At 56.8% G+C, this 23,886-nt stretch carries 23 protein-coding genes; 10 read left to right on the top strand and 13 right to left on the bottom strand.

Annotated features, from left to right (window positions below; all coding sequences use genetic code 11):
* Positions 1 to 16 precede the first annotated feature (16 nt).
* From ACSQ87_RS18950 to ACSQ87_RS18940, 3 genes are all read left to right on the top strand, one after another.
* Positions 17 to 1,507: an aldehyde dehydrogenase gene (locus ACSQ87_RS18950; RefSeq protein ID WP_436274088.1), complete on the top strand. Its 1,491-nt coding sequence runs from the start codon at positions 17 to 19 to the stop codon at positions 1,505 to 1,507.
* Positions 1,508 to 1,559: 52 nt separating this feature from the next.
* On the top strand, positions 1,560 to 2,843 hold the full coding sequence (locus tag ACSQ87_RS18945) for an NAD(P)/FAD-dependent oxidoreductase (RefSeq protein WP_223433043.1): 1,284 nt from the start codon (positions 1,560 to 1,562) through the stop codon (positions 2,841 to 2,843).
* Between the two features lie 610 nt (positions 2,844 to 3,453).
* A complete protein-coding gene (locus tag ACSQ87_RS18940) occupies positions 3,454 to 4,002 on the top strand; it encodes a cupin domain-containing protein (protein ID WP_007895886.1) in 549 nt (182 codons plus the stop codon).
* 238 nt (positions 4,003 to 4,240) lie between these two features.
* Here the strand turns inward: ACSQ87_RS18940 and ACSQ87_RS18935 are convergent, their stop codons facing one another.
* From ACSQ87_RS18935 to ACSQ87_RS18885, 11 genes are all read right to left on the bottom strand, one after another.
* Positions 4,241 to 5,686, bottom strand: coding sequence for a hypothetical protein (locus ACSQ87_RS18935; RefSeq protein WP_436274087.1), 1,446 nt, complete (start codon positions 5,684 to 5,686; stop codon positions 4,241 to 4,243).
* Between the two features lie 44 nt (positions 5,687 to 5,730).
* Positions 5,731 to 6,840, bottom strand: coding sequence for an MAE_28990/MAE_18760 family HEPN-like nuclease (locus ACSQ87_RS18930; RefSeq protein ID WP_436274086.1), 1,110 nt, complete (start codon positions 6,838 to 6,840; stop codon positions 5,731 to 5,733).
* On the bottom strand, positions 6,840 to 8,027 hold the full coding sequence (locus ACSQ87_RS18925; RefSeq protein WP_436274085.1) for a DUF262 domain-containing protein: 1,188 nt from the start codon (positions 8,025 to 8,027) through the stop codon (positions 6,840 to 6,842). Before ACSQ87_RS18925 ends, ACSQ87_RS18930 begins: the two co-directional genes overlap by 1 nt.
* A gap of 451 nt (positions 8,028 to 8,478) precedes the next feature.
* Positions 8,479 to 8,772, bottom strand: a complete 294-nt coding sequence (locus ACSQ87_RS18920; RefSeq protein ID WP_436274084.1) for a fructose-bisphosphate aldolase — start codon at positions 8,770 to 8,772, stop codon at positions 8,479 to 8,481.
* 639 nt (positions 8,773 to 9,411) lie between these two features.
* Positions 9,412 to 9,834: a hypothetical protein gene (locus ACSQ87_RS18915; protein ID WP_436274083.1), complete on the bottom strand. Its 423-nt coding sequence runs from the start codon at positions 9,832 to 9,834 to the stop codon at positions 9,412 to 9,414.
* Between the two features lie 153 nt (positions 9,835 to 9,987).
* The gene (locus ACSQ87_RS18910; RefSeq protein WP_436274082.1) at positions 9,988 to 11,403 is read right to left on the bottom strand and encodes a purine-cytosine permease family protein; all 1,416 of its coding nucleotides are present in this window, start codon (positions 11,401 to 11,403) and stop codon (positions 9,988 to 9,990) included.
* Between the two features lie 288 nt (positions 11,404 to 11,691).
* Entirely contained in the window at positions 11,692 to 12,843 is a 1,152-nt protein-coding gene (gene argE, locus ACSQ87_RS18905) for an acetylornithine deacetylase (protein ID WP_436274081.1), read from the bottom strand.
* Positions 12,840 to 13,517: a DUF1028 domain-containing protein gene (locus ACSQ87_RS18900; RefSeq protein WP_436274080.1), complete on the bottom strand. Its 678-nt coding sequence runs from the start codon at positions 13,515 to 13,517 to the stop codon at positions 12,840 to 12,842. The genes argE and ACSQ87_RS18900 overlap by 4 nt, the downstream gene beginning before the upstream one ends.
* A 165-nt stretch (positions 13,518 to 13,682) precedes the next feature.
* Entirely contained in the window at positions 13,683 to 14,099 is a 417-nt protein-coding gene (locus ACSQ87_RS18895; RefSeq protein WP_201202981.1) for a RidA family protein, read from the bottom strand.
* A 24-nt stretch (positions 14,100 to 14,123) separates the two neighbouring features.
* Positions 14,124 to 15,434 (bottom strand): flavin-containing monooxygenase, encoded by a 1,311-nt coding sequence (locus ACSQ87_RS18890; protein WP_436274079.1) that lies wholly within the window; start codon positions 15,432 to 15,434, stop codon positions 14,124 to 14,126.
* 160 nt (positions 15,435 to 15,594) lie between these two features.
* Positions 15,595 to 16,869 carry a flavohemoglobin expression-modulating QEGLA motif protein gene (locus ACSQ87_RS18885; protein ID WP_436274078.1) on the bottom strand — a complete coding sequence of 425 codons (1,275 nt, stop codon included), beginning with the start codon at positions 16,867 to 16,869 and terminating at the stop codon, positions 15,595 to 15,597.
* Between the two features lie 180 nt (positions 16,870 to 17,049).
* Between ACSQ87_RS18885 and ACSQ87_RS18880 the strand changes: the two genes are divergently transcribed.
* From ACSQ87_RS18880 to ACSQ87_RS18870, 3 genes are read left to right on the top strand one after another with little or no spacing between them, the layout of a single operon-like run.
* Positions 17,050 to 17,712: a VIT1/CCC1 transporter family protein gene (locus ACSQ87_RS18880; protein WP_223432275.1), complete on the top strand. Its 663-nt coding sequence runs from the start codon at positions 17,050 to 17,052 to the stop codon at positions 17,710 to 17,712.
* 42 nt (positions 17,713 to 17,754) lie between these two features.
* On the top strand, positions 17,755 to 18,576 hold the full coding sequence (gene ppk2 / locus ACSQ87_RS18875) for a polyphosphate kinase 2 (protein ID WP_436274077.1): 822 nt from the start codon (positions 17,755 to 17,757) through the stop codon (positions 18,574 to 18,576).
* Positions 18,577 to 18,624: 48 nt separating this feature from the next.
* A complete protein-coding gene (locus ACSQ87_RS18870; protein WP_436274076.1) occupies positions 18,625 to 20,394 on the top strand; it encodes a SulP family inorganic anion transporter in 1,770 nt (589 codons plus the stop codon).
* 16 nt (positions 20,395 to 20,410) lie between these two features.
* Here the strand turns inward: ACSQ87_RS18870 and ACSQ87_RS18865 are convergent, their stop codons facing one another.
* Positions 20,411 to 20,779: a DUF5064 family protein gene (locus tag ACSQ87_RS18865; RefSeq protein WP_095132201.1), complete on the bottom strand. Its 369-nt coding sequence runs from the start codon at positions 20,777 to 20,779 to the stop codon at positions 20,411 to 20,413.
* Between the two features lie 221 nt (positions 20,780 to 21,000).
* On the opposite strand from ACSQ87_RS18865, the gene ACSQ87_RS18860 reads away from it, so the two are divergent.
* On the top strand, positions 21,001 to 21,480 hold the full coding sequence (locus tag ACSQ87_RS18860) for a VOC family protein (RefSeq protein WP_223432272.1): 480 nt from the start codon (positions 21,001 to 21,003) through the stop codon (positions 21,478 to 21,480).
* A gap of 8 nt (positions 21,481 to 21,488) precedes the next feature.
* Here ACSQ87_RS18860 and ACSQ87_RS18855 read toward each other — a convergent pair whose 3' ends face one another.
* Positions 21,489 to 21,914: a hypothetical protein gene (locus ACSQ87_RS18855; protein ID WP_150657415.1), complete on the bottom strand. Its 426-nt coding sequence runs from the start codon at positions 21,912 to 21,914 to the stop codon at positions 21,489 to 21,491.
* Between the two features lie 199 nt (positions 21,915 to 22,113).
* Between ACSQ87_RS18855 and ACSQ87_RS18850 the strand changes: the two genes are divergently transcribed.
* Genes ACSQ87_RS18850 through ACSQ87_RS18840 form a run of 3 tightly spaced genes read left to right on the top strand, consistent with a single transcriptional unit; the run spans position 22,114 to position 23,650 of the window.
* Complete coding sequence (locus ACSQ87_RS18850) at positions 22,114 to 22,485, top strand: PH domain-containing protein (RefSeq protein ID WP_046049313.1); 372 nt, start codon at positions 22,114 to 22,116, stop codon at positions 22,483 to 22,485.
* 36 nt (positions 22,486 to 22,521) lie between these two features.
* Entirely contained in the window at positions 22,522 to 23,187 is a 666-nt protein-coding gene (locus ACSQ87_RS18845; RefSeq protein WP_436274075.1) for a DUF2268 domain-containing putative Zn-dependent protease, read from the top strand.
* A 40-nt stretch (positions 23,188 to 23,227) separates the two neighbouring features.
* Positions 23,228 to 23,650, top strand: coding sequence for an HD domain-containing protein (locus tag ACSQ87_RS18840; protein WP_436274074.1), 423 nt, complete (start codon positions 23,228 to 23,230; stop codon positions 23,648 to 23,650).
* The last annotated feature ends 236 nt before the right edge of the window (positions 23,651 to 23,886 follow it).

Below are 23,886 nucleotides of genomic sequence, written 5' to 3'. Positions count from 1 at the left end.
GCGTCGAGTCACAACCATGACAAACACCCGCAGCGACTGGGAGCAACGCTTCCAGTCCCTAACCATCGAAGGCCGCGCATTCATCGACGGCCAATACTGCCCGGCACTCAGCGGCGACACCTTTGAATGCATGAGCCCGGTTGACGGCCGCTTCCTGGTCAACGTCGCCAGCACCGACGAAGCCGACGCCAATGCGGCAGTCGCCGTCGCGCGCCGCACCTTCGAATCCGGCATCTGGGCCAAACTCGCCCCAGCAGAACGCAAGCGCATCCTGATCCGCTTCGCCGACCTGATCCTGGCCAACCAGGAAGAACTCGCCCTGCTCGAAACCCTCGACATGGGCAAGCCGATCAACGACTCGATGAACATCGACATCCCGGCGACCGCCAACGCGATCCGCTGGAGCGCCGAAGCCATCGACAAGATCTACGACGAAGTCGCCGCCACGCCGCACGACCAACTCGGCCTCATCACCCGCGAACCTGCCGGTGTGGTTGCCGCCATCGTGCCGTGGAACTTCCCGCTGATTATGGCCAGCTGGAAGTTTGCCCCAGCCCTCGCGGCCGGCAACTCGTTTATCCTCAAGCCTTCGGAAAAGTCACCACTGACCGCCATCCGCATCGCCCAACTGGCGCTGGATGCCGGCATCCCGAAAGGCGTGTTCAACGTCCTGCCGGGCTACGGTCACACCGTCGGCAAGGCGCTGGCGTTGCACATGGACGTCGACGTGCTGGCCTTCACCGGCTCGACCGCGATTGCCAAGCAACTGCTGATCTACGCCGGCCAAAGCAACATGAAACGCGTCTGGCTCGAAGCAGGGGGGAAGAGCCCGAACGTGGTGTTCGCCGACGCGCCGGATTTGCGCGCGGCAGCACAAGCGGCGGCCGGTGCGATTGCCTTCAACCAGGGCGAAGTCTGCACCGCCGGTTCGCGCTTGCTGGTGGAGCGCTCGATCCGCGAGCAGTTCATTCCGCTGCTGGTGGAAGCACTGCAAGCCTGGAAACCGGGACACGCTTTGGACCCGGAAACCACCGTCGGCGCGGTCGTCGATCAGCGTCAACTGGACAACGTGCTGCGCTACATCCAGATCGGTAAAGACCAGGGCGCGCAACTGATTGCTGGCGGCAGCCGCACCCTCGAAGCCACCGGTGGCCTGTACGTGGAACCGGCGATCTTCGACGGCGTGACCAACGCCATGACCATCGCCCGCGAAGAAATCTTCGGCCCGGTGCTGTCGCTGATCACCTTCGACACCTTCGATGAAGCGCTGGCCATCGCCAACGACAGCATCTTCGGCCTGGCCGCAGGCGTCTGGACCAGCAACCTCAGCAAGGCCCACACCTTCGCGCGCGGCTTGCGCGTCGGCAGCGTCTGGGTCAACCAGTACGATGGCGGCGACATGACCGCGCCGTTCGGCGGGTACAAGCAGTCGGGTAACGGTCGGGACAAATCGCTGCACGCGTTCGACAAATACACCGAACTCAAAGCGACCTGGATCAAGCTCTAATACCTCTACAACGGCGGTCGCCGGCAGGTGCCAGCGGCCATCGGAGAAACCTATGAAACAAGCACATGTAAACAGCTACTACGCCGCCACCCGCAACTTCACCGGCGACTTCCCGGTGCTCGAACAAGCGGTGGACTGCGACGTCTGCGTGATCGGCGCCGGCTACACCGGTCTGTCCTCGGCCCTGTTCCTCGCCGAAGCCGGCTACAGCGTGACCGTGCTCGAAGCCGCCAAAGTCGGTTTCGGCGCCAGCGGTCGCAACGGCGGCCAACTGGTCAACTCCTACAGCCGCGACGTCGATGTCATCGAAGAGCGCTACGGTGACAAAACCGCCGAAGTCCTCGGCAGCATGATTTTCGAAGGCGCCGACATCATCCGTCAGCGCATACAACACTACGACATCCAGTGCGACTACAAGCCCGGCGGAATCTTCGCCGCGCTGAACAAGAAGCAGCTCAAAGGCCTGGCCGAGCAGAAAAGCAGCTGGGAACGCTACGGCAACAAAAACCTGAAAATGCTCGACGCCGCAGACATCAAACGCGAAGTCGGTTGCGACAACTACGTCGGCGGCCTGCTCGACATGCAGGGCGGCCACATCCACCCGCTGAACCTGGCCCTCGGCGAAGCCTCGGCCATCATCGGCCTGGGCGGCAAAATCTACGAACAATCGGCCGCCGTGGAAATCACCTACGGCGAACCGATTACCGTGCGCACCGCCAAAGGCGTAGTGCGGGCCAAGTACCTACTGATCGCCGGCAACGCCTACCTGCCGCAAGACCTCGACAACCGCGTCACGCGCAAAAGCATGCCGTGCGGCTCGCAAATCGTCGTCACCGAACCGTTGTCCGAAAAGGTTGCGCGCAGCCTGATCAAAAACAACTACTGCGTCGAAGACTGCAACTACCTGCTCGACTACTACCGCCTCACCGCTGACAACCGCTTGCTGTACGGCGGCGGCGTGGTCTACGGCGCCCGCGAACCGGATGACATCGAGCAACTGATCAAGCCGAAAATTCTCAAAACCTTCCCGCAACTGAAGGACGTGAAAATCGACTACCGCTGGACCGGCAACTTCCTGCTGACCATGTCACGCATGCCGCAATTCGGCCGCATCGAGAAAAACGCCTACTACATGCAAGGCTACAGCGGCCACGGCGTCACCTGCTCGCACCTGGCCGGCAAACTGATCTCGGAAATGATCCGCGGCGACGCCGAACGCTTCGATGCTTTCGCCTCGCTCCCGCACATGCCCATGATCGGCGGCCGCACCTTCCAGGCCCCACTCACCGCCATGGGCGCCGCGTACTACGCGCTGCGCGACCGATTCGGCATCTAAGCCCCGACACAGGCTCTGCTCCCACCACCGATCAAAATGTGGGAGCGGGCTTGCTCGCGAAGAGGCCATATCAGCCAACATTGATGTCGCCTGACACACCGCCATCGCGAGCAGGCTCACTCCCACAGGAGATCGATGATGAGCACAAAACCTGTGATCGCCCACGCCAAAACCGTGGGAGCGAGCCTGCTCGCGATGAGGCCATCCCAACCACCACCATTCGGCGCCATACACAGATTTCAAAAACACCACCGGCCAAATGTGGGAGCGGGCTTGCCCGCGAAGACGGCGGCACTGTCAACATTGATCTTGCCTGACACACCACCACCCTGTAGGAGCCGAGCTCGCTCGCGAAGAGGCCATGCCAGTCACCATCAATCCCAACGGACACACAGTAATCGCACCTACACTTTTCACAACCAAACCACCCAACTTCAGGCCGAAACAACCTTTTTACCCAACCATTTATCGAACCTGCTGAGCAACACCACCAAACGTGATTTAATACCCGCCTTTCAAATTTCCGGGACAGGGAAGCGGTGTTTTCGCGGCCAAAAGTCGCCCGCCATCCACCCCCATAACCCTTAAGTATTCTTCGCATAAGGCTGTCATGGACACGGGCTCACGACTCAAATTAGTACGCGAAAGCTACAAACTGTCCCAGCGCGAGCTGGCCCGGCGTAGCGGCGTCACCAATGCCACCATCTCCCTGATCGAACAAAATCGCGTCAGTCCCTCCGTCAGCTCCCTCAAAAAACTGCTCGAAGGCATTCCTATGTCTTTGGCGGACTTCTTCACCTTCGACCAACCGCCGCGTGAGCATCAATACGTGTTCCGCGCCAATGAACAGCCGGACCTCGGCCGTCATGGGCTGCGGTTGCTGCTGATTGGGGCTTCCGTGCCGAGTCGGCAGATGCGTCTGTTGCGCGAGCAGTACGCGCCTGGGGCGAGTTCGGGGGAAGAGCCGATTGTGCATTCGGAAGGGGAGGAGTGTGGGTTGGTTACTCGGGGGACGGTTGAGTTGACGGTTGATGGGCAGATTAGTGTGCTGAATGCTGGGGATGGGTATTACTTTCCGACGACGCTGCCGCATCGGTTTCGGAATATTGGGGCGGATGAGGCGGAGATTATTAGTGCTAACACTCCGGCTAACTTCTGACGCTGAGAACATTGACTGGTTTACGGTTCAATGACTTGGGCCAGCCCTAACCAGTCTTATACTTAACTGTTTTTAGCAGAAAAAGATGACAGGTTTATTTAGATAAATAGACCTGTCACCTTTATCTTGTGTTTTGCATTTAATCGTCTTCTAATAACAACATAACAATCAAGCGAAATTGGTGGATGATTCAACTTCGTAGCGGTATTCGTCAGGTCAGGTGGCCATCTATTGAGCGCTATTCATAGTATCCAGCGATCCAATCGCCCACAGTGATTTCATCATCTTCCCATTTCGTTTCCCAATTGTTTCTTAGGTACTTAGATATGTCCGTGTGCTCCAAGTCAATCAAAGCAAGTCCTTCATACTCCATCGCTTTGCGTATCTGACGAGCTACCAATGATAATGTTCTGTTTTTTATTGCCTCCACCGCTATCGACTCGCACCAAGAGCGCACAAAGCTTTCCCAAGCTGCAGTATCCTGCCTGAACCGTGGAACGTCTGGGAATTCGTATCCGTTTACATATCTCTTTTTAAAATCTTCATCATTTGCGAGTTGCAAGTCTTGATCTAGCTTCTGAGTAAAACGTTTCTCATAAAATTCTGAATTTAAGTTGCCCTGTATGCTCTCAAGATACTTGCTAGGAGGGACGCCAGCAGCCTTCAAGTCGCCCCATACTTGATTCAACGCCTCCAGCAATGCATCAATTCTTTCGCGTCGCCAAATTTGATCGCTCGAATATTTTATGAGGTCTTTTATCTTCGTATCTCTAGAGTTAGCGGCTTTTGACTTCATGCTTTTGCTATGAGCTTTGTAGCACTCGGATGAAATCCAATCACCTAGGTGTGTCCATACCGCGTATCGAGACTTCCAGCGAGGTTTTTCGCACTCCTCTTCATTCACCGTGATTTCGTCGGTACCGTTCATGTACCCATATCGAACAATGTTTCGACCGCCTTTCTCTGTAAAACTGCGACTAGCGAAAATCTTTGCAATCAAATCTTGCGGTAAGGCCTGTTTGAGATGAATAGTTAATGTCGCAAATTGAGGGGCGTTGCGAAATTGTGCGGCTAACATGCCCCGTTGTAACCATGTGTCGAATCCAGAAGGCATTGTTCCTATGACAATGCTCTTGAATCTTGGAAGATACAGTGTCGGTTGTTTGCTCAACCATACCTCTCTAGCCTCAACGACAGCGCTGGTGTCGTTGTTGAAGGTTTCAAGGATGCTTGAAAAATAATCCGCAACATTGGCATCCTCTCTAATAGCCAAATCGACATCGGCGATCAACTCAGCATTCCTTCCTCCATGAAATGCGGAATTTGTTGCATTTGCCGACCCAAATAACAACCGGCGCTTTCTTCTTTTGGGTGCTTCCTCACGTACAAACTCAAAGTAAAATGCTTTCATGTGCATAAGGCCAGCAGCTCGAGCCAGCCGAATCTCTAGCTTGACACCTCGACCGCAGTCTTTACGGATTCTTTGCAAGTCCTCGGCTCTTATTCCATCATCGACTAACAAACAAAGCCGGTTAGGTTGCATCTGCTTGATCAAGTTAACCATGAATTTCGATTCGACATACGGTGCAATCACCAACGCTAAATCTGTTTTAAATCCTTCAGGAATCCACAATAATTCAAAACTCATTCCGTGTGCTTCCAATCCTGCTGTTGAACTGCTCATGATCAGGTTTTTATAGTCGTAGATACGTCAACATTTCTCGTTGGCTATGCCAAAGTAGTGGTTATCTCACTTGTGAAGAGCTGCGCTTCCCTTTGATTATCTTCTGTTAAAGTGTCATTGATGACTGGTTCTTCTGGAATGATTGCAATTAACTTTGATCTGTTGCGTCCAGGCTTATCCACCGCAAGTCCAAGTTCGGTTGGTTCGATAAGGGATAACTCGCTATAGTCAGCACCGTCTAGCTGGAGGCTTACTATTTTTCGTTCTAAGCAGTAGTCATCGCCCGAGAGGTAAATGGTGTCTCCGATAACAAAATTCCCCGCCATGTTTCCGATTAGAACGGTGTCAGACTTTAGGCACTCACTAACTTTGCCTCGGAGGGCCGCAGATCCACTTGTGATCAGGGACTCTAAACCTGTCTTTTGAACTCGTTCGGAGATTGCCTCGCAAACCGCGCTGATAAAATCGCAGAACTCATAAAGATAGTCCAAACCTAGCAATGTAGTCAGATCTATACTTCCGTGAGCGGCTTCATTTCGATACTTTATTAGTTCGCGAAGTTCATGTTCGCTAGAACTACCTATTCGCGTTTCCAACTCAAAAAATTCCTTGATGCAGCGATGCTTGTCAATCCAAGTATTGATGTTGGCGATCCCGCTCGCGGCGAATAGTCTTGTGAGTTCTGGCAGTCGGAGATTTTGTTCTTGTATGAGTAATGCTAACGGTTCGAGAGTGTAACTTTGCCCAGATAAAGCACTACCATATTGTTCAACTAGGTTAGATAGGTCGAGGTGTCCGTAGCGCGGTCCCTCTTTTTTATCTAGTATTGTTGCAAATCCTTTTCGATATGCTGACTTTAACTCCGTTGGAAGATCTTCAAATGCTACATTATTTTGCAGTAGAGCTAAATGCTCTCGAATCATCTCTTGTGCAAATTGTTCATATATAGCATAAAGGCGCGTAACTGCCGTGCAGTGATCTATCAGTTTCCATTCTAACCTGTCGGGCGCTGAGTTAATCGACAACGCTTGAGGGCTAAAGGGGGGGAGGGTGCCTTTTTCGTGAATTTCTGATCGTAATGCATCTGATGTTGCGAGATGCGATTTTAGCGCAGCAATACTCTTGTGAGTTTTTTCCAGGAAAGCTGCGTACATTATCGGCCCAGTACCCTTGTCAACATGGAACGATACAATTCGATGCGGTCAAGGATGTCCTGTTTTGTGTTGCCTCGGCCAGTGAACGCTCCTTCTCGAGTGTCGCGGAAGAGATCCTTCGTGGCCTCAAGAATTTCGTCTCTGCGTGCAATTAGTTCGACTTTATCGTCTAATCGCTCTGAAAGACCTACCATCACTGCATCCTGAAAGGCCTTATGCGGTTTGTTTTCCCACTCATTCTTGGTCTTGTCAAACGTCCTAAAAATAGATTCTTTGTATATTTCCCGAGCAAGTAAAAGCGAGTCTGTATACATATTGCTCAAAAACTCTAGATCTTGTTCGTTAAATGTAATGGCCTTTCGCATGTAGATATCTAAGAAACCTTGCATACCTCCCCGATATTGGAGCGCGTGACGAAGTGCAAAAAAGCGCAGGACAATTTCCGAGTCTCCCATTTTTGCAAATAATGGATTGTCCAAGAGCGCAGTATTAATCTCAACTTCGTTTTCAACCCAGCGTGACAGACCCCAAACGTCGCGGAACTCATCTGATTGAGTAAGTTTATGCAATAGTTCATTAAATTCGCTGCGATATAATGCATTGCGGATTTCCTGTCGCTCTAGCTTAATACCTCCCGTATTCAGTCTCTCAAAAACGGTTTCCCGAAGAAGTGATGCCTCTTCTTCGTTTTCAGTAGACTCTTTCATTACAACTATGGATGTAATCGATCTGCGGTCTATTCCTGCTTTTATTTTTTCAGGTAGGGTCTTGTAGCTTCGCCCATTCAACTCTGGCCACATTTGAAGGCCTTTGAGTTTGAAGCTGTTGGAATAAAAATCTCGAATGGCAGTTATTCGTTGTTGGCCATCCATTACCTCATATGAATTGAAATCCCTTTCATACAAAAATACAGGAGGGACGGGTATGTTCATAATGAACGACTCAACCAGGAGGCTCTGCTGGCGAATATCCCATCTAGGACGTCGCTGATAAAAAGGACGTAGATCCATGTAGCCTGGATTTGTAAGCTGGTCTACAAAGCCCGGCAGCTTTTCTCTATTGGTCTCTATTACAATGCGTCCTTCGCCGCGAATGTAGCGATCGTTAATTGCACGATCATCGAGCCTCTCTAACTTCTCCCCTTGCTCGTTATTCCACATCGTTTGTTCAGTTAAGGAAAATGTCATGATTTTGATGGCCTTAATGAATTGGCTTTAGAATAAAGTGACGGAACGCCTTGTCGTGACCGAGTTTTTGAGTTCTGAATGGGACACCTTCGGCCTAGGCACCGTACCCTGATGGCTAATCGATGAGATTAGGGAGGCATTTGTTTGCAATGTCAATTCTGAAAATGCTTACATAAATTATTACTTTTTACTGAACCCCATGGAGACCGACGGCTTTGGATTCCACAGGGGCAACCCAAATCTGAGAGGGCCACGGGGAATGAGAGAGACGGACCACGGTTTCCCCTTTGGGTTTTGAAATCGCGGCCTGCCTCTATATTTCTCGTTCTGCAATAAATAGGATTCTTTGGATTTTGCAATAAGCGGTGAATGCGTTGAAACGCTGGTTCGAAACTGAGTGCCCGATAGCTTCTATTGACGTCAATGCGGTTTCTTTGGGTGTGAACCTTGGTTACCGATCTTTTGGCGTATCAAATCCCCGCTGTTCAATCACCCGAAACACATCGCTCACATCCTGGACCATGATCCGGGCGATGTTGGTGACGGTGTTGATGTCGTTTTCGGCGTAGTCGGGGAGGCTGGTGCAGGCCATGAGGTTTAGGTACTTGAGGACGGCGCTGAGGCGTTCGCTGACGCAGTTGTGGAGTTCGCGGATTGGGGCGTCGCTGTCGATGAGGAGGACGGGGTAGTCGGTGGCGAATTGGGACATCGGGGTGAAGCGGCGGGGTGGGTTTTGGGTTGTCATGATTTTAGTCCTAGAAAGATGAATCACATCCGTCATAACCAATTCACAGTCGGAAATCGGCTGTGTTGTGGCTGACGGTACTTGGTGTCTTCTTTTTAGGGCTGCGAAACCCTGCCGCTAACTGCGTTTTGCTGTCAGCGACGGGGCGAACTATATGCGGTGGATTTGCCGTCTGCAAACGGGTGTGTAGGACGACAGGTCGGGTTTTGCGGTTGATGGTGGAGACTGTGATTGGCTGCTTAGCAGTTGTGGTGTTAGAAGGTGTTTAGTGTCAGATCGACCTTTCTTGCTGGATTTACGGCCGCTGCGCAGCCGAACGCAGGCTTCGCCAACTGCTACAGGATTGGGTTGATGTTTAAAAGTTGGGGAGGGTTTGGGGCTACTTCGCCGCCCAGCGAGAGCAAGCTCCCTCGCCACAGAGGGTGGATTCCTACGAGATTTTCGGAGCGGAAGATCAAAAGATCGCAGCCTTCGGCAGCTCCTACGCGGGACGGGCAGCCAGAAATGACAAAGCCCCGAATCAACGGAGCTTTGGCCTTAAAAAATGTCGTCGTTTACGGTCGCTAACCCGAGCTGTCCGGCGTTAGTTTTTTTGTTCGCGGAATGCGAACCAAGGGGATAACCCCATCTCCTGTCGATTCACGGTTTCTGAATCGAGGCATCAGAGTTTTTGTTGGCCGCTGTGAGGGCTGTCGTCATGTGAGGCACGGCATAGGCCTTGTACCAATGATTCATCCCTTCAATGGCTTTCTTGGCGGGGGCAGTGTCGTAGGCTCCGACCAACTCTGCGCTCGCCTGAGCCATGGCAACAAGAATGCGAGCTAGTTCGGGGACGTAGGGAAGGTCGCTTCCAGCGTCATGGCGCTCACGAATGATCTGGTAGCGAATGTTTTCCGGCAGTGTCCAGGCGCTGATTAGAAATTCCTGAACAGAATAATCAACGCCGTTTATTGCCACCGTTGCAGAGCGATGTTCCTCACTAAAACCTGCCGCTTCGATCTGCTCACAACTGTCGATGACCGTGTTCATCATTTCTCGAATTTGCTGCCAATCAGTTTTCATGCGAACTCCTTTTCAGTTGGGTCTTCAGGATCTATCGAGCGTGCGAAGCATACATCTGCGTCTCGATCTTTTCCTGCCAATTGCATGAAGGACAGTCCACGATTTCGCCGTAAAACGGTTTTTGAAATCGTGGTCCGCCCCGGTGTTTCTCGCTTACATGCTGTTAGCCAGTTTCCCTGTCGACAACCGGCGCTTGTAGGCGGTGTCGCGGTTGGCCAGCCAGTAGTAGAGCGGCGAGGTGATCAGCAGGCCGACCAGCCAGGACAGGTCCGCGCCATTGATGTGCTCCGAAATCGGCCCGACATACAGCGGCGTATTCATAAACGGAATCTGCACGACAATCCCGATCGCATACGCCAGCAACGCCTGTGGGTTGTACCGTCCATAAATCCCGCCATCGACCTTGAAGATCGAGCCGATGTCGTACTGACCTTTGTGAATGGCGTAGAAGTCGATCAGGTTGATCGCGGTCCACGGCACCAGCACGACGAGCAGGACCAGTACCATGTCGACGAAGTGGCCGATGAAGTTGGCGGAGGCGCCGACGGCGGCGAAGCAGCAGGCGGCGAGGACGATGACCGAGAGGACGGCGCGGCTTTTGGCGGTCGGGATCCAGCGGTAGGCGAAGGTTTGGACCAGGGTGATCAGCGACAGCACGGCGCCGTAGAGGTTGAGGGCGTTGTGGCTGATGACGCTGAGCAGGAACAGCACGAGCATCAGTGGGCCGAAGGAACCGGTGGCGAGTTTGACGGCGTCCATGGTGTCCATGCCGACAGGCGTGGCGAGGACGGCGACGGCGCCGAAGATGAACGAGAGGCTGGAGCCGAGCACGGTGCCCAGGTAAGTGGTCCAGAACGTTGCGGCCACGGGCACGTTGGCCGGCAGGTAGCGCGAGTAGTCGGAGACGTAGGGCGCGAAGGCGATTTGCCAGAGCGCGGCGAGGGAGACGGTGGCGAGCCAGCCGGAGATGTTGAAGCTGCCACGGGTGAGGAAGTCGGCGGTCTGCACGTGGGTGAAGATGTAGCCGAAGCCCAGCACGATGCCGGCGCCGAGCACCCAGGTGCCGATGCGGTTGAGCACGTGGATGAAGCGGTAGCCGATGATGCCGATGATGCCGGAACCGAGGGCGCCCATGACGATGCCGACTGGTACTGGCACGCTGTCGACCACGCCGTGTAGGGATTTGCCGGCGAGGACGATGTTGGAGGCGAAGAAGCCGATGTACATGATGCCGGCGATCAGCACCACCAGCAGTGCGCCGAGCGAGCCGAACTGGGCGCGGCTCTGGATCATTTGCGGAATGCCCATTTGCGGGCCTTGCGCGGAGTGCAGCGCCATCAGCACGCCACCGACCAGGTGGCCAACGAGGATGGCGACGATGCCCCACACCAGGTTCAGGTGAAACATTTGCACGCCGAGGGCGCCGGTGACGATGGGCAACGGCGCGATGTTGCCGCCGAACCAGAGGGTGAACAGGTCGCGGGTTTTACCGTGGCGATCTTCGGGGGGCACGTAGCCGATGGTGTGTTTTTCGATGAGCGGGGCGGAGGTTGTTGCTGCGGTAACCATGACGGACTCCAAGGCAATTTGAGTACGTGGACGTACTTCGGTGAGCGCTGCACGGGGGCGACGCTTTTCTTGTTGGAGTTGATGATGTGCGGTGGGGAGTGAGAGATAAATTAGTAAGTTTGTGGGTATAGACGCTAAAAAATGTATGTCAGTGGGGACGGTGAAAAACCTATGGGAGCGGGCTTGCTCGCGAAGGCGGAGTGTCAGTCGACAATGATGTTGTCTGACACTCCGCCTTCGCGAGCAAGCCCGCTCCCACAGGGGATTTTGGGGTGTTCAAAATCTTTGCTATTCGCTGATTGATTGCAACATTCGATGGAGCATTGCATCGCAGATGTTCAATTGCTCGAGGCTGACGAACTCGTCGGGTTTGTGGCCTTGATCCATGCTGCCGGGGCCGCAGACGACGGTGGGAATGCCTGCCGCGTCGAATAGTCCGCCCTCGGTTCCGAAGGCTACCGTGCCAAATTCTCGAGAGCCTGAGAACGCAGCAATCATCTCGGCCGCTTTGCTGTGCGCATCGGTCGCCAAACCGGGATACGCCGACAACTCGCTGAAGCGAATCTCGCTCTGTTCACTCACCGCACGCATGCGCGGCAAAACCTGCTGCTCGGCATAGGCCTTCAGCTCCTGTGCAACCTCACTCGGATCATGCGAGGGCAGGGCGCGGATTTCGAAGTCGAAGCGGCAATCGGCGGGGACGATGTTCAGGGCTTTGCCGCCGGAAATCACACCGGTTTGCACGGTACTGAACGGCGGATCGAAACGCGCGTCGTGATACTCGGGCGCTTTGAGCCGGTTGCCAATCCTCCCCAGTTCACCGATCAGTTCGGCGGCGTATTCAATCGCATTGACCCCGAGCGGCGCGTAGGCCGAATGGCACGCTTCACCGTGAATATCACAGCGCATCGCCAGTTTGCCTTTATGGCCAAGCACCGGTTTGAGCTCGGTCGGTTCGCCGATGATGCAGAGCATCGGTTTGACTGGACGCTTTTCCAATTCCGATAGCAACGAACGCACACCGAGGCAACCGACTTCCTCATCGTACGAAAGCGCGATATGCACCGGCAGCCTCAGCGAGGCGTTTACCAAGGATGGAACGAGGGCCAGTACGCAAGCAATGTAGCCTTTCATGTCCGCCGTGCCGCGACCGTACAGTTTGCCGTCGCGCTCGGTGAGTTCGAACGGTGCAACGGTCCACGGCTGGCCGTCGACGGGCACCACGTCGGTGTGCCCCGACAGCACGATGCCCGGCCGGTCCGCCGGGCCGATGGTCGCGAACAGGTTGGCCTTGCTGCGCGGCTCGTTGTAGACCAGTTCGCAAGGCACGTCGAAGCGTTCGAGGTAGTCGCGGACGAACTCGATGAGGTGCAGGTTTGATTCGCGACTCGTGGTGTCGAACGCCACCAGCGTTTTCAGCAAATCGAGGCTGTTGCTCATCGGTCGTCTCCGGCGACGCCGTAGCCAGGGGATTTGTCGGGGGCCAGGGCGCGGTCGATGTAATCCTGAACCTGTGGGCGATAGGCGTCCCAGAGTTTCTCTAATTGACCGATTGGATCGTGATCCGCCCAGTCCACCCGCAGGTTGATGATCGGCCAGGTCAGCTCGCCGACCACCACCACCGCCGCCGAATGCACCGGCCCGGCTTCGCCACCTGCCGCGATGGCTGCTTTCATGGCCGCGAGCAAGCGGTCGGTCAGTTGACCCTCGCCATGCTCGAATGCCTCGACCATAGCTTCGATCACTGATCGGTCCGCCAGCATGTTGCCGGCAGCGACGCATTGATCGCCGGACACGGCGTTGTGGTTGCCCAGGGTTTGTGCGCCGCTGAAGTGGGCGGTTTGGCCGAGGTGGTCAATCGCGGTGATTTGGCGATATTGGCTGTAGCCGTTGCGGGTCAGGACCTTGTCCAGTGCCTCGGCCGGTGCAAGGCCTTGTTCCATGAGGGCAAGGACTTCCGGGCCGAGCGACGGCAGGGTGATGTTTTGTGTGGAAACGGCGCCGACACCCGGCAGTAGCCAGGGGCAACGGGCGCCGACGGCGATGCTGGAGGAGCTGATCGCAATGCCGAACTGACCGGTTTCGGGGCAACGGGCGGCGATGGAGAAGGTCATGTTTTGGTTCCTTGTTTAGCCTTGGCAAAGTGGGTGTCTGTGCGGACGCCTTCGCGAGCAAGCCCGCTCCCACATTTGATCTGTGTCGCTCACACATTTTGTGTTCGCTGAAGATCCCCTGTGGGAGCGGGCTTGCTCGCGAAGGCCGCGCCTCGGTCTACTTCCTTACTCAGGAATCACCGCAATCACATCAATCTCCATCAACCACTGCGGTTGCCCCAACGCCGACACCACCAGCCCGGTCGAGATCGGAAACACCCCTTTGAGCCACTTGCCCACTTCCTGATACACCGGCTCGCGATACCGCGGATCGATCAGGTAGGTGGTGGTTTTCACAATGTGGCTGAGGTCGCTACCAGCCTCTTCCAGCAACTGCTTGACGTTGCGCATGGCTTGCTCGGTTTGCGCTCGCGGGTCGCCGAGGCCTACCAGTTTGCCTTCGAAATCGGTGCCGACCTGACCGCGAACGTAAACGGTGTTGCCGGCCCGAACCGCTTGGCACAGGTCATTGTCCAGACTCTGGTTCGGGTATGTTTCTTTGGTGTTGAACATGCGAATGCGGGTATGGGTTGGCGTGGACATTTGAAGCTCCTAAAGAAAAATGGCTCAAGCGCTGACAGTTGTTTTATGGGCGACCGGGGCGATTTCAGCCTCGCGTTGCGCCGCATCGTGGTAGTCGAGGTATGAACGCTGGATGGCGATGTGATCAGCCACGTACTTGGCGTCATGCCAAACGCCCCAGATGAACGAAGAGCCGCGACGGGACTGCCATGGCAGCCCGAGGAAATACACGCCAGCTTCGCTCGACACGCCGCGCTGATGCGCCGGCTTGCCGTTGTCGTTGAAGGCGTCAACCTTGAGCCAGCTGTAATCCGTGGCAAAACCGGTGGCCCAGATGATCGAGGTCACGCCGGCCTGGGCCAGGTCGAGCTGAAGAATCGGGTTGGTCACGCACTCCGGATCCGGGAAGGTAATGCGCGCTTCAGGCTCTTCCGGCAGGTCCAGGCCGTTGCGTTCGATGTAGGCATCGGCGGCATTGAGCAGCGCCAGATAGTTCTCATCGCCACGCGCCAGGTTGTCGGCAAGGTTCGGTTGAAAAGTCGCTACGTCGCCATTGAACGATTGGGTCAAACCCACCAGCGTCATGCCGCGATGGGCGAGACCACGGAAGTCCACCGTGCGGCCGCCATGCGCACCGCTGACCGCGATGGTGACGTGTTCCCGGCCGGGTTTCATCGCCGCCTGATCCCACTCGCCGAGCACACCCAACCACCAGCAGAAGTCACGGTTGCGATAGGCGCGAGGAGGGCGATCGTGGGCGCCGACAGAGAGGTAGACCTTCTTGCCGGCGCGCTGCAATTCATCGGCGATTTGCACGCCCGACGAGCCGGCACCGACCACCAGAACCGCGCCTTCGGGCAGCTGCGCCGGGTTGCGATAGTCGGCGGAGTGGATCTGCAGGAATGGCTGATCTTTCGGCGCGATTGGCGGGATGACAGGGCGCTGGAATGGCCCGGTGGCCGCCACCACGCGGTTGGCCTCGATCACGCCCTCGGAGGTTTCAATGGTGAAGCCCGGGCGACCGACATTGCGCTCAACCTTCAGCACGTCCACGCCGGTGCGGATCGGGGCGTTGAATTTCTTGGCGTAGGCTTCGAAGTAGTCGGCGACCCGCTCTTTCGGGGCAAAGTCGTCGGGGCTGAGGTCGTCGAAATCGAGACCGGGAAAACGGTCGTGCCAGGCCGGACCGTTGGCCACCAACGAATCCCAACGGCCGGTGCGCCAGCGCTCGGCGATACGGTTGCGCTCCAGCACCAGGTGCGGCACGCCGAGTTTGCTCAGGTGTTCACTCATGGCCACGCCAGCCTGACCGGCGCCAACAATCAGCGTATCTGTTTTTATTTTTTCAGTGGTCATCTCAATACCCTTCGAAGTTGGATTTAGGTCGGTAACGGCCTGCCATTTCTTGGGGTCAAGACTAGGGATCACCCTGGTATCGGTAAAATATTATTAAGCTGGCATTTGAGTATAAATAACTGATGCAGAGCGTTTGGTTCGGTGGCTCTCCCTTTAAACGCTAGGCGCTGGCATCGGCTTCATGCTCGTCGGCGAAGGCCATGAGCACCTCCAGATCGAGTACATCCAGCTTGATCCGGGAAATAAAAGCGGAGAAGGCCAGGTTGGCGGCGAGCAGACGCAGATCGGAGGCCCAGGCCGGGACATGGACCGGCCCCTGCAGCCAGCCGGACTCGAAGAGCGGGGCCAGGCGCACGGTATCCCCCAGACTGAGGCGCCCGGCGAACAAATGGCCCACCAGTTCCGGCCGGTTGTCGCGGATCGCGATGCGCAACAGGGTATGCACGCCGAGCAAACCGGTCAGGTAGGCGGCATCCTTGGTGAACGCCGAACCGCCGCGCAGGTCGGCGCCGCGGAACACCCGCTGGGTCGAGCGGAAGGATTCCTCTTGCGACTGTCCGGCCGCGAGAAAACCTTCAAATACCTGGATGAAATCGGCGCCATCCAGCGCCTGCTGGACCGCGAGTACGCGCAGGGCGAGGCGGCGCAGGCGGTTGATGTCCATGCTGCCGGTGAACAGCTCGGCCAGGGTGGCGATGCCCTCCTGAGTCTGGGTCGTGCGTGGCGCCCCCAGGCCCAGGCTTTTGAGGTTGGGTTGGAGTGCGCCGTTTTGTGCCGTGGCGACATGCACGAAGGCCTCATGCTGCAACAGCTGGTTCTTGTCCAGTTCCGAGAACAGGGCGCTGGCACGCAGGCGGATGCGACTCGCTCCAGCGATGGCCTTGGCGGCCAGGGTCGGATCGAGCACGACCGTGATCCGGCCCGGTCCGAAGAAACGGTCGAGTTCCGGCTGCATCCAGGCGGCGAAGACCTCGGCCGGAATTTCTGCCGGGCACGGTGGAATCCGGGCTCCGCCCAGAAGGGCGTCGGTGGTCTTGAGGAAGAATTGGGCCGCGTCCAGCATGCTCAGTTTCAGGCGCGAATAGTAGAAGTCCGGGCGTCGGTACAGCGCTGACGAATACTGAGTAAAGTCGGGTGTGCCGATGGCACCGAGCATGTGCCCGGCGGTGGCATAGCTGCGCGCCGTCATGGCGAGGTGGCGCCCGGCCGGATGGCCCTCATCGCAGCGGCCGATAAAGGCTTCGAGGGCGGCGATGTCGGCGCTGTGGTCGCGCGGGTGCAGTTCGACCCTGGGCAGTTCTGCCTGCCCGGCGCGCCAACGTGTCAGGAATGCTTCCTCAACCCCATCCGGCCAGGCCAGGGCGTCCAGCACGCGGATCTTGCGGACCAGACCGGGTAGAGCAGCATCGAGTTCGGACAGGGACGCGGTGCTCATGAAGATCTCCTTGGGGAACAAGGTTCAATCGCAAAAGTTTAGTCGTTGTCGATACGCCGCGTTGTGACAGGTCAAGTCTGAACTAAGCTGTTCGGTGTGCTTGCGGATGCCGGGTCTTGGCCATCCTGGCACGGCTGAAAACCAGGACCACGCTGACGCAGCCGTGGTGAGGATGAGCGCATGCAAAGCACTGGAGAGCAAAAGCGGGCCCGTGTACTTGATCCGGTCGATCGTGTCACGGAGGTCATCTTCGGCCTGCTGATGGCAATGACCTTCACCGGAACCATCAGCGTGGCCACGTCTGGTCAGGAGGCGGAACGGACGATGATGATCGCCGCGCTGGGTTGCAACCTCGCCTGGGGACTCGCGGACGCCGTGATGTATTTGCTGCGAACCCTGATCGAGCGCACACGCAACCGTACGCTTCGCACCAACCTGCGCGATGCGACGGACGCAGCCGCCGGGCAAGCGCTCATTGCCGAGGCGTTACCCCCGCGTCTCGCAGCAGCGGCCGGCCCTGAAGAGCTGGAATCGTTGCGGCGCCGCCTGGTCGAGTATTCATCGATGCCGGTACAGCCGCGCCTCGGTTGGGATGATTTCAGGGGCGCTGTGGGCGTTTTCCTGTTGGTGGTGTTCTCGACATTCCCGCTTGTCGTGCCGTTTCTGTTGCTCGACCAGACGGCGCTCGCCGTGCGCCTGTCTAACCTGGTCGGACTCGGGGTGCTGTTCATCGCCGGTTGGGTGCTCGCGAAATACGCTGGCGCAAAACCGTGGCAAGGCGCAATTGCGCTGGCAGTCACCGGCGCTGTTCTAATCACCGCGATCATCGCGCTCGGTGGATGAGCAGATTGCAACCCTACGCTGTTTATTGGTGAGGTCTCGATCATGGCAAAGGACAAGAAAAAAGCCCCTAAGCGTAAATCTGCTGAAAACCCGAAGCTGAAGAGCAAGGATTACCTTGAGCAACTGCGCACCCTGCACGTCGAACTGGTCAAGTTACAGGAGTGGGTAAAAGCCAAAGGCATCAAGCTCTGCATCGTCTTCGAGGGGCGCGATGGCGCTGGCAAGGGCGGAACGATCAAGGCGATTACCGAACGCGTCAGCCCGCGTGTCTTTCGGGTGGTGGCGCTAACGGCGCCGAGTGATCGAGAGAAAAGTCAGATGTATGTCCAGCGTTACCTGCCGTACTTGCCCGCGGCTGGCGAAGTGGTGATCTTCGATCGCAGTTGGTACAACCGGGCGGGTGTCGAGCGGGTGATGGGGTTCTGCACTAAACAGCAGGTTGCCAGTTTCCTGAAGACAACACCTCTGGTGGAGCGTGCAATCGTCGACTCGGGCGTGATCCTGCTCAAGTACTGGCTGGAAGTCAGCGAAGACGAGCAGACCCGCCGACTTCAGGAGCGCATCAAGGATGGGCGCAAAATCTGGAAACTGACCCCCATGGATCTCAAGTCATACAGTCGCTGGTATGACTATTCGCGCGCACGTGACGACATGTTCAAGGCAACCGACACCGATCATGCCCCATGGCTGGTGGCCAACTCGAACGACAAGCGGCGGGCGCGCCTTAACATCATCTCCGATTTGCTCAGCCGCATCCCGTACAAGGATGTCGCGCGCGAGGAGGTGATACTGCCCAAACGGCAGAAGCCAGGCGGCTATCGCGACCCGGATTACCCGCACCGGCGAGTGCCCGAAAAGTTCTGACAGGCACGTTTAAGCGAATCTGCGCTGTACACCTAAAGGCACAGTCCTATGAGCGATTCGGATTCTTCGCCTCCCGTCCCGGAACCGGGCCGGATTGCACATCGCAATACCGGCGTGCAATCCGGCTGGAGCCGCTGGCTTCCTGGACTTCGCACGCTGCGCGGGTATCAGGTTGCCTGGTTGCGTCACGACATCATGGCCGGGCTGGTGCTGACCACGATGTTGGTACCCGTCGGCATCGCTTACGCCGTGGCATCGGGCGTACCCGGCATTTATGGCCTCTACGCGACCATCGTTCCGCTACTCGCTTACGCATTGTTCGGGCCTAGCCGGATTCTGGTGCTGGGCCCGGACTCCTCACTGGCCGCCGTTATCCTGGCAGTTGTCCTGCCACTGTCGGGCGGTGACCCGCATCGCGCCATCGCCCTTGCGGGCATGATGGCGATCGTTTCAGGCACCGTGTGCATCCTGGCGGGCATCATGCGTTTGGGCTTCGTTACGGAGTTGCTTTCCAAACCGATCCGCTACGGGTACATGAACGGCATCGCGCTGACTGTATTGATCAGCCAACTGCCCAAGTTTTTCGGTTTTTCGATTGAGTCCGACGGCCCGCTGAGAAACATATGGGCAATCGTCACCGCGGTGATGGAAGGAAAGACCAACTGGACCGCGTTCATGATCGGCGCAGCCACTTTGGTCGTGATCCTGCTGCTCAAGGGCTTCAAGCGCGTGCCGGGCATCTTGATTGCCGTGGCAGGCGCGACCGTCGCCGTCGGCGTGCTGGACCTTGGCACGCGCGCGGGTGTGTCGGTCCTCGGTGCTCTTCCACAAGGTTTACCTGCGTTCGCCATCCCCTGGATCACCCAAGCCGATATTGTACCCGTACTCATCGGCGGTTTTGCCGTCGCCCTGGTGTCGTTCGCCGACACCAGCGTGCTCTCTCGTGTCTATGCGGCGCGGACCCGTTCCTATGTCGATCCGAACCAGGAGATGGCGGGGCTCGGTTTTGCCAATCTGGCGGCTGGATTTTTCCAGGGCTTTCCAATCAGCAGCAGTTCGTCACGTACCCCCGTGGCCGAAGCCGCAGGCGCCAAAACCCAGTTGACCGGAGTCGTCGGCGCGTTGGCCGTTGCCTTATTGCTGATGGTGGCGCCGAACCTGTTGCAGAGTTTGCCCAGCAGCGCGCTGGCAGCGGTCGTAATCTCCTCGGCCATCGGCCTGATTGAAGTGGCCGACCTGCGGCGCATTTATCGCATCCAGCGCTGGGAGTTCTGGTTGTCGATCGTCTGCACCGTCGGCGTGGCCGTGTTCGGCGCGATCGAGGGCATCGGCCTGGCCATCGTGATCGCCGTGATCGAATTTCTGTGGGATGGCTGGCGGCCGTATTCCGCGGTGCTGGGGCAAGCCGAGGGGGTCAAGGGCTACCACGACATCCAGCGCTATCCCGACGCGAGCCTTATCCCCGGCCTGGTGTTGTTTCGCTGGGATGCGCCGTTGTTTTTCGCCAACGCCGAACTGTTCAATGACCGGGTGCTTGCCGCAGTGGCGACATCGCCTACGCCCGTGCGCTGGTTGGTCGTTGCGGCCGAACCCGTCACCAGTGTGGACGTGACCTCTGCCGACGTGTTGGCTGAACTGGACGACACCTTGCACGCGGCGGGCATCAAGTTGTGCGTGGCCGAGATGAAGGACCCGGTCAAGGACAAGCTGAAGCGATTCGGGCTGTTCGCACGGCTTGGCGAATCGGCGTTCTTTCCAACCATCGACGATGCCGTCGACAGCTACCTCGTGATCCATCCGGTGGACGAGGCGCGCTGAGTGGCATTGGCGTCACTCAGCGACGGTCTTTCTCCGCGTTATCCAGATTGACTGGATCGCCCGGTTGGACGCCGAGTTTGTCGCGAATATCCTCGAACATCGCGTCGTATTCCTTGTGCCCGCGCATGATGAGACTGGCATTGGCGGGCACTCCATGCTTGGCCGCAGCCTTTGCCACGCGGCTGGCGAAGTTGAAGGCCGTGTCGCGGTGCATATCGAATTCTTCAGTGAAGCTTTTACCTGATACCGCTCCGTCCATCTTGAAGTGCATCAGCATGCCTTCCTTGGGGTCGCGGCGGACTTCATAGAAGACATCAATGTTGTATTCCGGGACTCCGGGAGTGCCAGGAGCATTAGTACGGTTCAGGTGACCGGGCTTGAACATGAGTGGCTCCTTTTGGGGTGGATGGCTACCTTCCTGGAATCGGCAGTCCATGAAAATCGCATTAATGGAGCGTGCTCCATAGCGTGGAGCTATCAATTTGTAGCAGCGCAAAATCTCCCCTTAGAGCTTAGGTGATCGCTTGGGGTTTTCTACCTTCAAGGTGCACGAAAGGCGTATCCGTACCAGAATGCACGTACCCGTTTCTTTTCTGGAGAACCGCGATGATCAGCAAAAACACGATTTGTCTGTGGTACGACGGCACCGCGCTGGACGCTGCGACGTTCTACGCCAAAACGTTTCCCGACAGCGCTGTGGGAGCGGTCCTTCGCGCGCCTGGCGACTATCCGGCGGGCAAGCAGGGCGATGTCTTGACGGTCGAGTTCACGGTGATGGGCATCCCTTGTCTCGGACTGAACGGGGGCTCGGCGATCAAGCACAACCAGGCTTTTTCGTTCCAGGTTGCAACCGACGACCAAGCCGAAACGGACCGCTTGTGGAACGCGATTGTCGGAAATGGTGGCCAGGAAAATGTATGCGGCTGGTGCCAGGACAAGTGGGGAGTGTCATGGCAGATCACACCACGCGTTCTGACCGCCGCGATAACCAATCCTGATCAAGCAGTGGCCAAGCGCGCGTTCGACGCCATGATGGAGATGGGAAAGATCGACGTCGCTGGGATTGAAGCGGCGGTTAAGGGTTAACTGAGCGGTTACTGCGCTTTCCAGTGACCACCACCCGACTCGCAATCAATTTTCGCCTGACTCAAGTGCTCAGCGCCGTAGTAATACGTAGTGACCTTCGCATTGTTCGGAATGTTCAGCGATGTGCTGCTCTTGTCCTTGCTGGTGGAGTGAGGATTGGCCAGCGATTCTTGCGTCAACGTCGCGATGCAAGTGGCCTGAGAATGATCGGCGCATTGTTCGACTTTTTTCTTGGTGCTGGTCAGCATGTCTTTGCTCTCGTTGCTGCATGACCAATCAATGGAACTCACCGGCATGCCTTCGTACTCATAGCAGCTATGCGTTTCGACTACCGGCACGGAAGGGCTTTGGGAGCGGGTCAGCACGTCACAGCCCTCAGCCATGACCAGGGTTGGGCTCAGGCTGGCAAGCAGAAACAGCAGTCTACTGTTCATCGGGGTTTCCTCTCCAATGGCGCCTTGTTTGATCAAAGATCAGCGCTGATAGGCTTTCGAAAACGCGATGAGGCGCGGGGTTCCATTGGTTTTTCAGATCCGCTGTGGGAGAGGGCGCAAAAAGCGCAGGCCCGATGGTATGCTCGCCGCGCCACGCGCTGGCAATCCAGGGAACACTCTTTAAGGAAGGGGATGACGGATGATCGATTTCAACAACAAAGGCTTTTTCAAACTCAAGCAAAACAACGAGTACGCGGAGCGAGTCACCGCGCTGCTGCTGGACGGCGAGCAGGTCATTGATGCCTATAAATCCATGCGCGACGGCGTGGTGTTTACCAACAAGCGAATCATCGCGGTGAACGTGCAAGGCATCACCGGCAGCAAAAAAGACTTCACTTCGTTGCCTTACAAAAACATCGTCGCCTACTCCGTGGAAACCTCGGGCACCTTCGACCTGGATTCTGAGCTGGAAATCTACTTCTCGGCGCTGGGCAGAGTGAAGTTTGAATTCACTGGGAGGACGTCGATGGTCGAGATCTCCAAACTCATCTCACAGCATCTGTTGGGCTGAGTTTTTAGGCTTCGTGACAGTTTTTCAGAGGTAACAATGGACGCATGGACACTGCATTGGCTGGAAGCCTCGGGGAGTCTTGCTGAACTTCGCTCCGATCTGATCGGCGAATTTGACGCCGCTTACAAGACAGTCTCCCGTCTGATGACGCCTCCGCGACTCGATGTGTTGATCCAGCGGCTCCCTGGCGAGACCATTCCTGAAATGGGCCTCGTGGGGCGAGCGTATCGAAGCACCATGTTCACGATGAGCATCGATCCGGACAATCCTAATTTGTTGCCAAGCCTGCGCACGGGCACGCTGCATCGACAAATCGTCCATGAAGTTCATCATTGTCTGCGCATGGCGGGGCCTGGCTACGGCTGGACGTTAGGCGAAGCCTTGGTCAGCGAGGGACTTGCCGGCCAGTTCGTCCGGCATTTGCTCGGCAGCGACCCAGAGCCTTGGGAGTGTGCCGTTACCGGCTCCGATCTGCTTCGCTCCCCGGTAGACCTGAAGACCCTTGAGTCCACGCACTACAACCACGGCGAGTGGTTCTTCGGGTTGGGTGCTCACCCGAAATGGCTTGGCTATACGCTCGGTTATCAGATGGTTGGGCGCTGGCTTGCGTCAGTGGGCGAAATCGATGCTGCAACCTGGATCAACGTGCCTGCTCAAGATATTGTCGCCTCAGCGCTTGAGGAAGGCATTGTGTTGCGCTAACCCAACGACCGTTAAGGCATTCAAGCCTGGGAACTGCGAGATGACTCAAACACTGGAACGCGCCATTGCCATTGCCGCCACCGCGCATGAAGGGCAGGTCGACAAGGGCGGAAACCCTTACATCCTGCATCCGCTGAAAGTCATGTTACGGGTCACAACGCTGGAAGAACGCATCGTCGCGGTGCTGCATGACGTGGTCGAAGACAGTGGCATCAGCCTTGATGACCTACGCAAGGAAGGCTTCAGCGAAGCCGTTCTGACAGCCATCGAGTCGGTGACCAAAGTGGCGGGTGAGTCCTATGAAGCCTTCGTCGAACGCGCGGCGCAGAACCCGATAGGCCGGGTGGTGAAACTGGCGGACCTTGAAGAGAACAGCGATCTGTCGCGGATCGCGCAGCCGTCGTGGGAAGACCTGGAGCGTATTGAAAAGTATCGGCGGGCGATCGGCGTGTTGCGCTCCTGACGAGCCGAACCAATAGATCAATTGCGCCCCGTTCTGTGTAGCAGCTGGCGAAGCCTGCGTTCGGCTGCGAAGCAGTCGTTAAACCTGAACACACGGTTTTCCTGAAGCATCGCATTGTCTGGACATCACGACTGCTTCGCAGCCGAACGCAGGCTCCGCCAGCTGCTACACAGTGCGTGTTGCGGCGCAAGTAACCGAGATTACTGCGCAATGAAGTCGCGAATCGCTCGAATGGT

Source organism: Pseudomonas sp. LjRoot277 (assembly GCF_964253845.1).
Classification (GTDB): Bacteria; Pseudomonadota; Gammaproteobacteria; order Pseudomonadales; family Pseudomonadaceae; genus Aquipseudomonas.
The sequence above is the reverse complement of the archived record's forward strand: the minus strand, read 5'-3'. Positions and strand labels throughout refer to the sequence as shown.